13 protein-coding genes are annotated in these 12,513 nt (G+C 70.0%); 11 read left to right on the top strand and 2 right to left on the bottom strand.

Annotation, left to right across the window (positions count from 1 at the left end; genetic code table 11):
• Positions 1-27 precede the first annotated feature (27 nt).
• Both M6B22_RS02965 and M6B22_RS02960 read right to left on the bottom strand, forming a co-directional pair.
• A complete protein-coding gene (locus tag M6B22_RS02965) occupies positions 28-1,983 on the bottom strand; it encodes an eCIS core domain-containing protein (RefSeq protein ID WP_269444289.1) in 1,956 nt (651 codons plus the stop codon).
• A 54-nt stretch (positions 1,984-2,037) separates the two neighbouring features.
• On the bottom strand, positions 2,038-2,436 hold the full coding sequence (locus M6B22_RS02960) for a hypothetical protein (protein WP_269444288.1): 399 nt from the start codon (positions 2,434-2,436) through the stop codon (positions 2,038-2,040).
• Between the two features lie 182 nt (positions 2,437-2,618).
• Here M6B22_RS02960 and M6B22_RS02955 point away from each other — a divergent pair, with 182 nt between their 5' ends.
• The 11 genes from M6B22_RS02955 (at position 2,619) to M6B22_RS02905 (ending at position 12,510) form a co-directional block, all read left to right on the top strand.
• Positions 2,619-3,116: a septum formation family protein gene (locus M6B22_RS02955; protein WP_269444287.1), complete on the top strand. Its 498-nt coding sequence runs from the start codon at positions 2,619-2,621 to the stop codon at positions 3,114-3,116.
• A gap of 11 nt (positions 3,117-3,127) precedes the next feature.
• The gene (locus M6B22_RS02950) at positions 3,128-3,514 is read left to right on the top strand and encodes a DUF4280 domain-containing protein (RefSeq protein ID WP_269444286.1); all 387 of its coding nucleotides are present in this window, start codon (positions 3,128-3,130) and stop codon (positions 3,512-3,514) included.
• A 185-nt stretch (positions 3,515-3,699) separates the two neighbouring features.
• Positions 3,700-5,271, top strand: coding sequence for a phage tail sheath family protein (locus M6B22_RS02945; RefSeq protein WP_269444285.1), 1,572 nt, complete (start codon positions 3,700-3,702; stop codon positions 5,269-5,271).
• A 33-nt stretch (positions 5,272-5,304) separates the two neighbouring features.
• On the top strand, positions 5,305-5,781 hold the full coding sequence (locus tag M6B22_RS02940) for a phage tail protein (RefSeq protein ID WP_269444284.1): 477 nt from the start codon (positions 5,305-5,307) through the stop codon (positions 5,779-5,781).
• Positions 5,782-5,786: 5 nt separating this feature from the next.
• Complete coding sequence (locus M6B22_RS02935) at positions 5,787-6,272, top strand: hypothetical protein (RefSeq protein WP_269444283.1); 486 nt, start codon at positions 5,787-5,789, stop codon at positions 6,270-6,272.
• A gap of 10 nt (positions 6,273-6,282) precedes the next feature.
• Positions 6,283-6,459 (top strand): DUF6760 family protein, encoded by a 177-nt coding sequence (locus M6B22_RS02930; protein ID WP_269444282.1) that lies wholly within the window; start codon positions 6,283-6,285, stop codon positions 6,457-6,459.
• Positions 6,449-6,928, top strand: coding sequence for a phage tail protein (locus M6B22_RS02925; RefSeq protein ID WP_269444281.1), 480 nt, complete (start codon positions 6,449-6,451; stop codon positions 6,926-6,928). Before M6B22_RS02930 ends, M6B22_RS02925 begins: the two co-directional genes overlap by 11 nt.
• Positions 6,925-9,636: a hypothetical protein gene (locus M6B22_RS02920; RefSeq protein WP_269444280.1), complete on the top strand. Its 2,712-nt coding sequence runs from the start codon at positions 6,925-6,927 to the stop codon at positions 9,634-9,636. Before M6B22_RS02925 ends, M6B22_RS02920 begins: the two co-directional genes overlap by 4 nt.
• A complete protein-coding gene (locus tag M6B22_RS02915; protein WP_269444279.1) occupies positions 9,636-10,301 on the top strand; it encodes a CIS tube protein in 666 nt (221 codons plus the stop codon). Before M6B22_RS02920 ends, M6B22_RS02915 begins: the two co-directional genes overlap by 1 nt.
• Positions 10,298-12,067, top strand: a complete 1,770-nt coding sequence (locus M6B22_RS02910) for a phage baseplate assembly protein V (RefSeq protein ID WP_269444278.1) — start codon at positions 10,298-10,300, stop codon at positions 12,065-12,067. Before M6B22_RS02915 ends, M6B22_RS02910 begins: the two co-directional genes overlap by 4 nt.
• Positions 12,067-12,510 (top strand): GPW/gp25 family protein, encoded by a 444-nt coding sequence (locus M6B22_RS02905; protein WP_269444277.1) that lies wholly within the window; start codon positions 12,067-12,069, stop codon positions 12,508-12,510. The genes M6B22_RS02910 and M6B22_RS02905 overlap by 1 nt, the downstream gene beginning before the upstream one ends.
• Positions 12,511-12,513: the final 3 nt, after the last annotated feature.

Here is a 12,513-nt window from a genome sequence, read left to right as displayed (position 1 = left end):
CAGGCCTTCGCGTCTAGGCGTTCGCATCTAGGCCTTCGCGTCTTGGCTCGCCTCGGCCTCGTCGGCCTCGTGCTCCATGAGGATCTGCGCGCCGGTCTGGTCGGCCACGCCGGCGAAGCCTTCCAGGTCGAACTCCAGGCTCATGCCTGCGTCCTCGAGCTGCCGCAAGAAGTCGGCCATCTGCTCCTCGGACGGCTTGGAGCGATCACCGGTGTTGACCATCCGCTCGATCCGGCCCGCCCGGACCATGATCTCGCCCGAGAACAGTGCCTCGGACTCGGCGAGCAGCCCGGCATCCTCGGACTCCTCGGTCTCGTCTTCGTCATGCGAGCTCATCCGAATGGTGAAGTCGGTGCCCACGGCAAAGCTCTCCCAGCCCGCGCCCTGATCCGGTGCCGAGCTGGCGGCGGTGTCGACGATTCCGGTGACCGGCGCGTCGTCGTCGCGGTGTAGCAGGCCGCTCTCCAGGTGCACCACACTGTCCTCGCCGCTCGCGTCCTCGCTGCCCTCAGTGTCGTCGGACTCCGATTCCTGTCCCTTGCCCTTCGCCTTCGCTTTCGACTTCTTCAGAACGGCTGCCAGCGCCCTTTCGATCGCCTCGCGGCGGTCGCGGACGAACGGGACGAGCTCGTCGAACTGCAGGAAGCGAAACGCCTCGAACCACGGATCGGTCGCGAGAACGTCGAGCGCGGCGCGGACGATGCGCTCCCTGTCGCCGGACGACACATCCGCACCGAGGCCACGAGCCAGGATCGCGCTGGCCTGCTTGTGCAACTGGATCCGCTCCCGCAGCTTCTCGGGATTGGGCAGGCCGGCGTTCTCCGCGGTGTCGGTGTCGGTGTCGTTCGTGACGTCGGTGTCGGTGTCGTTCGTGACGTCGGTGTCGGTGTCGTTCGTGACGTCGGTGTCGGTGTCGTTGTCGTCCTTGACGTCGGTGTCGTTGTCGTCCTTGACGTCGGTGTCGTTGTCGTCCTTGACGTCGGTGTCGTTGTCGTCCTTGACGTCGGTGTCGTTGTCGTCCTTGACGTCGGTGTCGTTGTCGTCCTTGACGTCGGTGTCGTTGCCGTTCTCGTTCGTGACGTCGTTCTCGTTCGTGACGTCGTTCTCGTTGCCGCTGTCGTTGCCGCCGTCGTCCTCGATGTCATCCTTGAGGTCGTTGCCGCTGTCGGCGTCGGTGCCGTGATCGGCGTCCGAACCGGTCTCGCTCTCGTGCTCGGAGCCACCCGACTCCGCGCCGTCTTCCTTTGCCTCGCCGCCGGTGTCGGCACCGGACTCGTCCTGTGGTCCGGCCGCGCCGCCGGCCGCGCGGATGAACTCCTCGTGCCGTTCGCGCAACTGCGCGACGGTCAATCGGCGAACCGCGCCGTCCGCGGCGTCTACGTCAGCGCCGCCGGCCACGGGAGCCTGCCGGCGCAGCGCGCCGAGCGCGGCGTCCGCCATCCGATCCGCCTCCGCTTCCGCGGGATCGTCGGCGCGGCCGATCACCGGCCCGTCCGACCCGGGCGCGGAGACGGTTCCGCTCGCCTGCTGCACCACGTGCGCCAGCTCGTGCGCGATCAGGTGGTCGCCGTCGGCACTGACGGACTTCCCCTCGGACAGGTAGACATCGCTGCCGTAGGTGAATGCGGCCGCCCCGACCGACTGGGCGAGCTCGTGCGCCTCGGAGTCCGCGTGCAGCCGCACCCCGCTGAGGTCGGTGCCGAACTGCTGCCCGAAGCGCTCGGCCAGCGCCGGAGGAAGCGGCGCGCCGCTGCCACTGCGCCGGCGCAACGCGTCGACAACGTCATTGGACGGCCGGGTGCCACCGAGCGGATCGGCGCCGGACGACCCTGGTCCGCTCGGTGCAGGCGCAGCCACCCTGGTGGCCACGCCGGGAACGGGAGCGGTCAGCGAGCTGGCCGACTCGGGACCGGCGGGCGCGGCGTCCTCCACGGGGGCGGGCGCAACCGCGTCGGACGGTCGCTGGATGTGCTCACGCTCCATCATCGCCTCCTGCGACCGGTCGAACGTCGAGCCCGGCTGTCGCCGGGCCGCTGATCAGTCCTCGTCGGAACTGTCGGTCTCGTCCTCGGAACTGCTGTCGTCCGAGCTGCTGTCGTCCGAGCTGCTGTCGTCCGAGCTGTCGTCGTCGCTACCGAACAGGTCGTCCCCGGAGCTGTCATCCGAGCTGTCGTCGTCGCTGCTGCCGAACGGGTCGTCGTCTCCGAAGCTCATGTCGTCATCGTCGTCGTCGGACTTGGTCGTGATCACCTCGACGTTGTCGTCGACGTGCACCGACAGCCAGTTGCCCGAGCCGTAGGTGGCGATCAGCTGCGGCTTGGCGGACACGATCGACAGGTCGCCACCTTCGGTCGAGAACTTCACGCCGCTCTCGTAGACCTCACGTGTCGTCGGCGCTCCCGCATCATCGCGCGCGATGATCACTGTGATGGACATGGCTGGCATACTAGCGCCGGGATCGGTCGTGACACAGTTCCGGCGTGACCGTGCGGCGGCAATTGCGCAGGCAGGTTTGCCGAATTCGGCCTCGCAAGTGCCGCATCCATTCGGCGGGTTCGCAGCTAATGTGTCCAACGCCCGCAGACCGCGCGCGGTGAACGACGAGGAATGGTGGTCCGATGCGTCTGCCGAAGGCTCCGCTGGCCGCGGTGCTGCTCCTCGGCTGCGTGGCCGGATGCACCAGCAGTGGCAGCGGCTCGCACAAGGTCTCGGTGTTCGCGGTCAAGCCCGGGCAGTGTTTCACCGCGCCCGGCACCGTCAAGGTTCAGCTCAGTTCGCTGGCCGAGGTCGACTGCTCGAAACCGCATACCCAGGAGGCGTACGCGGTGGTTCCGTACACCGCGACAGGCGGCGCCGCGAGTACCGGCACACCCGCTGCCCGGGCACTGACCTCGTCCTACCCCGGCGAGGACGTGCTGACCACCTTCGCGCAGGGAGCGTGCGCGCAGCGCTATCGCGGTTACGTCGGGGTCGATTACCTCGATTCGACGCTGTTCTTCACGTATCTGCTGCCGTCGGCGCGAAGTTGGGAACAGCAGGCTGACCGAAATGTCCTGTGTTTTGTGACGACGACCGGAACCATGCTCACCAAGTCCGTCAAAGGCAGCAAGCAGTAGGGGAGCGTCTTATGCCGCAAAATGCCGTTCTCGGAGCCGTCCTGCAGTGCAGTTTCGGGATGGCGCCATCGACCCTGAACCCACTGCCGACCTCGCGGGTCACGATCGAGGGCAAGCCGGCGGCGACGATCACCGACTTCGCGCCGATGGTCAACGTGCCTCCGTTCGGCATGTGCTCGAGCCTGGCGAATCCCACGGTCGCGGCGGCGACGGCTGCGGCGTTCGGTGTGCTGACCCCGATGCCGTGCGTGCCGGTGACGACACCGTGGAAGCCCGGTGCGCCGAAGACGACGCTCGGCGGCAAGCCCGCGCTGACCGCCGGGTCGACCTGCAACTGCGCCTGGGGCGGTGTCATCCAGCTGGTCATGCCTGGCGCGATTTTCACCCAGTCGAGCTGATCGTCCGGATCGGCGCAGTTCTCGCCGACCCCGCCTGATGCGGGGCGATTTGCGTCGACGACGACACGAATCGCGGCACACAACGATTGTTCGCACACCCCTGCCGTAAAGACCGTGCAAGGTATAGCCTTCGGCCGAGATCAACTACCCCACCTCCTCCGCAAGAGCAAGATCGGAGTCCGCCCATGCCCACGTACACCGCGCCGGGTGTCTACGTCGAGGAAGTCCCGTCGGCACAGAAGGTGCTGTCTGCGGCGCCTACGGCGGTCGCCGCCTTCGTCGGTTTCACCGAACGCGCGCCGAGTGACGATCCGAACGACCCACAGGGCGCGGCTCCGCGCCTGGTCACCAGCTGGTCGCAGTTCGAGGCGCTCTACGGCGGCTTCGCTCCCGGCTGCGTGCTGCCGCTGTCGGTCTACGGCTACTTCGCCAACGGCGGCTCGATCGCCTACATCTGCCGGATCCCGAACACCGATCCGTCCGGACTGCCGTCCCGGCTCGCGCTGCCGGCTGCGGACCGCGCGCTGGGCGAGCCGCTGCAGATCGAGAGTGTCGACCCCGACGCGAACATCACGATCGACATCGCGACCGACGACAGCGGCGACGATTCGGCCGAGGGCCCGGCGTCGTTCACGCTGACCGTCCTGCTCGACGGCGAGGCCGTGGAGCAGTACCCGAACCTGACCTTCGGTGGCGACCGCGATGTGAAGACGGTCGTCAACAAGGCCTCGACCAAGGTCAAGGTCGACCTCGGGCTCGCCAAGGGCACCGACCTGTCCAGCCAGCTCGAGCTGATCAAGCCGGGGCAGTACGCGCTGGCCAAGGCCGCGGCGAAGCCGGTCAACGTCACCGGCCGCCGCTTCGCCGGTTCGGAGTCGGCCCGGTCCGGCATCAACGGCCTGGCCATCGCCGAGGACGTCACGATGGTGGTCGTCCCCGACCTGATCACCGCGGCGACCAAGGAGGACGGCAGCGTCGACCTGAACCTCTGGAAGGCCGTCCAGACCGCGCTGATCTCGCACTGCGAGCAGAACGGCAACCGGATGGCCGTGCTCGACGCCCCGCCCGGGATGAGCCCGCAGCAGATCAAGGACTGGCGCTCGGACGTCGCGATGTACGACTCCGCGTTCGCCGCGCTCTACTACCCCTGGATCAAGGTCGAGAACCCGATCGGCTCGAACGGCAACGCCGAGGTCTTCATCCCGCCGTCGGGTCACGTCGCCGGCGTCTGGGCGCGTACCGACGAATCCCGGGGCGTCTGGAAGGCGCCCGCCAACGACACGATCCGCGGCGTCCTGGACATCGAGCGCGCGGTCACCCAGAACGAGCAGTCACTGCTCAACCCGATCGGCATCAACTGCATCCGCCCGTTCGGCACCCGCGGCATCCGCATCTGGGGCGCTCGCACGCTGGCCTCGGACAGCGACTGGCGTTACATCAACGTCCGCCGGCTGTTCAACATGGTCGAGGCGACGATCCTCGAGGGAACGCAGTGGGCCGTGTTCGAGCCCAACGACATGGCGCTCTGGGAGGGCGTGAGCCGGACCCTGACCGGCTTCCTGCGCGGCCTGTGGTCGGCCGGAGCGCTGTTCGGCGCGACACCGGACCAGGCGTTCTACGTCAAGTGCGACGCCGAGACCAACCCGCCGGAGTCGATCGACGCGGGCAAGCTCGTCGTCGAGGTCGGGATCTCGCCGGTCAAGCCGGCCGAGTTCGTGGTCTTCCGGATCAGCCAGCAGAAGCAGATCGCCGCCTAGCCGTCATCGCGTTCCACCTGAGGGAGTTCAGCAATGCCCAATGACCTGATCAGCAACGACCCGATCGTCGCCAGGAACTTCTACCTGGAGATCGACGGGCAGAATCTCGTGCTCTCGGGGGTGTCCGGGCTCGAGATCGAGCTCGACGTCGTCTCCGTGCAGCAGAACGGCAAGGACGGCAAGCAGCAGCACATCAAGACCCTGGGTGGCGTGTTGAAGGCGCCGGAGATCCAGGTGACCCGGATGGCACCGCTGAACGCCAAGAGTGACCCGCTGTGGAAGTGGTTCATCCAGATCCGCGACTCGGGCATGAAGGCGACGGCGCGCGCGGCGACCCGCAAGAACGGCTCGATCGTGCTGTACGACAGCGCCTATGACGAGGTGGGTCGCTTCAACTGGTTCAACGGCTGGCCGAGCAAGATCGCGACCGACTCGCTGAGCACCGACTCGAACGACCCGATGAAGGAGACGATCACTCTCGTCGTCGAGCGGATCGAGCGGGTCAAGTAGTTTTCATGAGTGCACTGAAGACGAGCTACGAGTTCACGCTCCCGCGCGGGTACGTCGACGGTCAGGGCCGGGTGCACCGCACCGGCACGATGCGCCTGGCGACCGCGCGGGACGAACTCGACCCGCTGCGGGACCCGACCGTCACCGGTCCGGACGACCCGCGCCTGACCATCCTCGTGCTCACCCGCGTGGTGGACCGGCTCGGGGATCTGGAGCTCGTCACGTCGCACGACATCGAGGGTCTGTTCGCCGTCGATCTGGCGTTCCTGCAGGACTTCTACGGCGTGATCAACTTCGGCAGCAAGGAAGAGTACGACGAGCTGATCCGCTCGCAACAGCAGACCTCGTTGCTCGGCGACACCGACCCGGCGCCGCAGCCCGATGCGGCACCGTCGGCACCGTCGGCACAGACCCAGGAGGACCCCGGCACTGATCCGGCTCGACCCGCCTTGCGGACGGCAGTCGAGGAGTTCTCGCGTCAGACGCCATAGGTGAGTGCTCATGCTGCGTTACCCGGCTGATGCCATCTGGCAGGAGATCGCGTACCTCGCCTATCACCTGCACTGGCCGCTGGACACGCTTCTCGATCTCGAGCACATGGACCGGGTCAGGATGGTGCGGGCAGTAGTCGCGCTCAACGAGCGGGCATGGCAGGCGGTGCGTGAATATGGTCAGTAGTCTCGATCACCTCGGTGGCGACCCGGCGATCGCGAGCCGCTTCCTGTTCGAGGTGGACGGCGTCGAGATCGGCATCTTCAAGGAGGTGCGCGGCCTGGAGGTGACGGTCGGGACCGAGGAGATCAAAGAGGGCGGCCAGAACGGCTACGTCCACAAGATCCCGGCGCGGATGACCTGGCCCAACATCGTGTTCCGCCGCGGCCTGACCCAGAGCGACGCGCTGTTCGACTGGATGTCCAAGTCCTCGGGCGAAGGATTCGCCGGTAACGGCAACAAGCTCAGCCGCTCGACCGGCGCGATCACCGCGATCACGCACACCGGGGCCCGGCTGCGCTCGTGGCAGCTGCAGGCCGTGTTCCCGGTGCGCTGGAAGGGCCCGGAATTCAGTATCGACAAGAAGGAAGCGCTCGAGGAGGAGCTCGAGATCGCGCACCACGGCTTCAAGAGCAAGACGTTCAGCGCGCCGTGAGCGCCGACACTCCACCCGAGACCGGGGTGCCGCCGGGAGGGTTCGGCGCCGGCGTCGCGGATCGGCTTCGGCTGCCCGGCCCGACGCACCTGCGACCCCGCCCGTCGCGGATCGGCAGCATCGCCTCGTCGTCGGGGCGTTTCGCGGCTGCGCTCGCCCGGCCGATCCCGGTCCGGCAGCGACTGCAGGGCCCGCAACTCGCGCGGGTGAACTCGTTCCGCGACGCCGGCACCCAGCCGCCGCGCTGGTGGTTTCCCGAACCCGCGGCCGCGGCGGAGCAGCCCCGGCCGGCCCGGCACTTCGGCCGGCCCGAGCGTCTCAGCGGCGACCAGCTGCCGCGCCGCGGCCTGCCGCGGGCGGCGCACCGGATGCCGGACGAGCAGACCAGGCTCTCCACGACGCCCGGCGGCATCGTCGAGAGCCTCGTGTCGACCGCTGCGCCGGTGCGGCGGATGGACGCCGTCGTCGCCGCCGGCCCGATGCTGACCTCGCACGACCGCGCCAAGCTCAATGCTGTGACGGCGGCGACCCGAGCGTCACAGGCGCGTGAGGCGATCGCGCGCGAGACGTCCGCGGGTGCCGGTCGGCCAGGGGGCGGCACACCGGCCCGGGCCGCCCTGCGCCGCACCCCGGCCAGGACCGAGCCGACCCTCCCGGCCGCACCGGCCCCGGCGAGAACACCCGGCCAGCCGGCGGCGCCGGCGGCTCGGACAGCGACGCCCCCGCCGCCATCGACGCCAGCCGGCACAGCGCCATCGAGCACAGCGCCATCGAGCACAGCGCCATCGACCACACCGCCATCGACCACACCGAGCGGAACCGCGCTGCCGGCTGGTGGGCCGTCTGCGGCGCAGAGCGCCCGCGCGACCTGGTTGCCCGCGCGAGCGCCGCGCTTCGACACCGCCCGCCGCGCGGCCCGTTCGGGCGGAATATCGGTCCCGCCCGGCCACGCCTCGGCGACCGGCGCGGCGAACGAGGCATTGCTGGGCGCCGCGGCCTCGGCTACCGAGAGCAGCGCGGTGTCCACCGGAGTCGGGCTGCGCTCGGCGACCGCCCCGCGACTCGGCGGCGCACTGGCCGGGGGAGCGTCGCTCGGCGTGCTGGGCTCGCCCGCCGGGCTCGGGACCTCGGGCCTGCGGCGCATGGTCGGTGGCGCGCACGCGGTGCGCCCGGCCCTCTCGACCGCGCAGGCCCGGCTCGGTCTGTTCGCGCCGGCCGGGCTGCCGGGCCGATCCGAGCGGATCGACCGGTCGGCGGGCCACGCACCAGCCGCCAAGCACGCGCAGCGCCCGGCCGGCCGAGCCGCGACCGCGCCTGCCCCGACGCCTTCCCCGACGTCAACAACGACGCCCACAACGACGCCTGCCGCCGCGCGGACCGCGCAGCCGCCGCAAGCAACCGGCACCTCAGCGGCCACGGCCGGACGGTCTGCGGCAGAGGCCGTCCAGCGGGCAGCCACCGGTCGGGACGTCGGCACCGCGGGGGCCGCCGCTTCCAGGACCTCGGGCGCGGGCGCACCGGCCGATCCTCAGCTCGCCGGCCGGACCGGCGGCGCGGCCGCGCCGGCTCTCGGTTCGCCCGGCGGGCCCACTTCGTCGACGCTCCGACGCTCCGCGCGCCGGTTCGAACCGCGCGGCGTCGACCTCGCGACCGCACGCGGACTGGCCGGTGCGGTGCAGCCGAACCGGCTGCTCAGCCCGGCGCTCGCCGCGGCACAGCTGCCCAGTTCGAGCAGCTATCCCGGCTGGCTGCCCGGCCGGATCCCGGGGGGCGGGCCGGAGCATCGGCCGGAGCGCCGCGGGCGGCTGCACCGCTCGCCGGAGCCCCGGCGGGGCGAGCAGGCGGCCCGGTCGGTGCCGGGCAGCAGCAGCCAGGAACCCCTGCTGCGGACGGCAGACCCGCGGGCAATGGGCGACCTGCTCGCCAGCGGCCGCGGTGCGGTGCACGGTGCCGCGCCGGAGCAACTGCGTGCGCTCGCGTCGGCGTTCGGCCCGGGGGAGCAGATCCGCCCGGCCGGGGCGGCCGCCCCGCGCGGTGCGGTGCCGGCGGGACTCGCGTCGCCCGGCCCGGCACGCTCGGACGTACCGCTGTCAGCCGGCCCGGGGGCGTTCGCCGCGTCCGCGCTCGCCGGGCCTGATCGCCGCGCCGGTACGCGGCCCGAGCGAGGCCGGCAGCACACCGGCCGAACGGCGCCACCCGGCGGGCGCGAGCGGTCCGGGACGGGCCACGGCGCCGCGGCCAGAGCGAGCGCGGCCGCCTCGGCGTCGCTTCCGGCACCGACCTACCTGCCGGCACCGCCGCCGGTCAGCGTGAGCCGGTCACCGGCCGCCCGTGCCGGGTCACCGCCGGTGCCCGCATCGGCGCGGCCGGGTGCGCCGGCTCTCGCGCGTGGCCCGGACGGCACGCTGCGTCGCTCGCTGGTCGACACCACCGCCGACCTGTTCCGTGCCGAGGACGCTGCAGCATTCCCGTCCGACGAGCTTCAGGAAGGACAGCAGATGGCCCAGAACGATCCGGCCCGACTGCGTGTGGTCCGCTCGGGCGAAACCGGCTTCACCGCCGAGGCCGCCGCCCCGAAGGAGGTCTCCGTCCTCGACGATCCGCGTCGGCTGCAAGAACTTGTCGATACCGTGGTGGAGCGCATCGAGGCCAAGGTGATCGACGAGCTCGAGCGCCGCGGCCGGCGCCACACCCCGGGAGCATTCTGATGGCTGAACTCGAGAAGGCCTTCCTGACGTTCGAGGGCAAGAACCGCAAGAAGCTGCCGTTCCTGTTCAATCCCGAGTCGATCACGCTGTCGCGCAGCAACGAATGGACCAGCACGCCGATGCCGGGCCGCGCTGTCACGACGGCGATCTTCGGTGGGCAGCAGTCCGGGTCGATGAGCTTCGAGCTGATCTTCGACACGACCGACACCGGTGGCCCGGTCACCAAGTACACCAGCGAGCTGTTGCTCGGCATGGAGATCGATCCGGACCTGCCCGGCTCGGACGAGAGCACGAACAACGGCCGGCCACCGATGGTCGTGCTGCATTGGGGCCAGCTGTCCTCGTTCCCCGCGGTGATCAAGAGCGCCAACGTCACGTTCGACTACTTCTCGCCCAGCGGCGTTCCGCTGCGGGCCCGGGTCAAGGTCGATCTGATGCAGTACACGGCCTCGAACGCGTTCACCCGGCAGAACCCGACGTCCGGGACGCCGCGTCCGCACCGGGTGCACCGGGTACAGCGTGGCGAGACGCTGGACCGCATCAGCGCCAAGTACTACGGCGACTCGACCCGGTGGCGGCTGCTGGCCGACGCCAACGGCATCGAGGACCCGCTGGGCATCCGGCCGGGCTCGTTGATCACCGTCCCGCAGCTGGGTTCGGGATGACCACGGCGATCGGTGCCATCGCTCCGGTGATCAAGCGCGAAGGCGCCGAGCTGGAAGCCACTGCGCTTGCCAAACTGGTGCATCTGCGGGTGGAGCGCTCCGCCGGACTCACCGGGCGGGCGACGATGCGATTCGTCGACAACGGCTACACCCTGTCGGCAGGGGACATCTTCGCGCTCGGGAAGAAGATCGACATCACGGTGCCGGACGGCGGGTCGCTGCTGTCCGGAACGGTGACTGGCATCAACCTGGAGCAGAGTTCGCGCGGTGCGCCGGAGCTGGTGGTCGTGGTCGACGACGCCGGTTACAAGCTCGCGCGCGGCACGCAGGTCACGACGTACCTCAACGGCACCTACGACGACGTGGTGCGCAAGATCGCCGGACGCCACGGGATGCGGGCCGACGTCAAGGCGACCGGTGTCACCGCGGAGTACGTGCTGCAGGCGGGAACCGATCTCGCCTTCCTGGACATGATCACCGAGCGGCTCGGCTACGTGTGGTTCGTCGACGACGGCCCCACGCTGGTGGTCAAGCCGTTCTCGGCCGGCGCGCCGGCGGCGACGCTCACCCTTGGCGAGGACCTGCAGCAGTTCTCGGTCCGCGCCTCGGGGCTGCGGCCCACCGAGGTCAAGGTGCACGGCTGGAACCCGGACGTCCAGGACGATCTGGTAGACCAGAACCCCTCGCCGAGGGCGAGCGCAGTGCCGGAGTTGGTGAAGGCGTACGCCGGGAACGGCCCGACGAATTCGCTCACCGCCGCGTCGACCGCCGTCGCTGACGCCCGGCCGCTCACCAACGCCGAGGCCAAGACGCTCGCCACCGCGTACTACGAGGAGTGGTCGGCTGCGGCGGTGGTCGCGCGCGGCACGGCCGACGTCTCCGGTGCACTCAAGCCGGGGGCCACCGTGCAGGTGAAGGACGCCGGGCCCGCGTCCGGCAAGTACGTCCTCACCTCGGTGGAGCACATCTACGACAGCACCGGCTTCACCACCCGGTTCGTGTCCGGGCCGCGCCGTCCGTCCGGGCTCGTCGACACGCTCGGAGCGCCCGCGCCAGACCCCGGATTCGCGGTCAGCGGCCTGATCATCGCCATCGTGACCGACTGCACCGACCCGGACTCGGCCGGCCGCGTCAAGGTGCGCTACACCGGCATCGGCAACCGGGTGGAGAGCCCGTGGGCGCGCGTGGTGACCCTCGGCGCCGGACCGGCCCGTGGTGCGGTGTTCAGCCCGGAGGTGAACGACGAGGTCCTGGTCGGCTTCGAGCACGGTGACACCCGCCGTCCGGTCGTCCTCGGTGGGCTGTACAGCAAGAAGAACACGCTGCCGACGGGGGAGAAGTTCGTCGACGGCGGGAACGTGAAGTACCGGCGGATCACGTCGCGCAAGAACCACATCCTCGAACTCGCCGACGGCGACGACCCCGCGTCGCAGCACCTGCTGCTCCAGCTCGGCACCGCTCAGCACAAGCTGCGGCTCGGCGCCGACCGCTTCGACATCGAGGTGGCGCAGGGCAAGCCGATCACCATCAAGGCGGGTGAGGCCAAGTTCGACATCAGCGCGAGCGGCGATGTCACCATCGAGGGCACCAACATCTCGATCAAGGCGAAGGGCAACCTCGACCTGGAGGGCGTCAAGACCACCGCGAAGGGCACTGGGCAGGCGATCGTGCAGGGCGCCCAGGTCCAGGTCAAGGCCGACGGCGTGGGCAGCGTCGAGGCCAGCGGCCCGTTGACGCTCAAGGGTGCAGTGGTGGCGATCAACTGATGGCCGACAACCTGCCGATCCGTCCGGAGGAGCCGACCCGCTACGACGCGACCTTCGTCGGGCGCGGCTTCAGCTGGCCGATGGAGGTCGACCACACCGGCTCGATCCGGCTCACCGACACCGTCGAGGACATCGACCGGTCGATGCGCATCGTGCTGATGACCGCTCCCGGCGAGCGGGTCATGCGGCCGCGTTTCGGCTGTGACATCTGGGACCTGCTGTTCGAGCCGGTCACGCCCAACCTGCTCGGCCTGATCGCCTCGGCCGTCTACGAAGCGCTCGGGCAGTGGGAGCCGCGGGTGCAGGTGGACGAGGTCGTCCCGGTGCCGGACGTCGATGACGGCGGGCTGGTGCGGGTCACGGTGACCTATCACGTCAAGGCGACCAACGACCGGCGCAACCTGGTCTTCCCGTTCTACGTCATCCCCCACGAGACCGAGTAGCGA

It is taken from the genome of Jatrophihabitans cynanchi (assembly GCF_027247405.1).
Classification (GTDB): domain Bacteria; phylum Actinomycetota; class Actinomycetes; order Mycobacteriales; family Jatrophihabitantaceae; genus Jatrophihabitans_B; species Jatrophihabitans_B cynanchi.
This window is presented reverse-complemented; position numbering and strand designations above follow the sequence as displayed.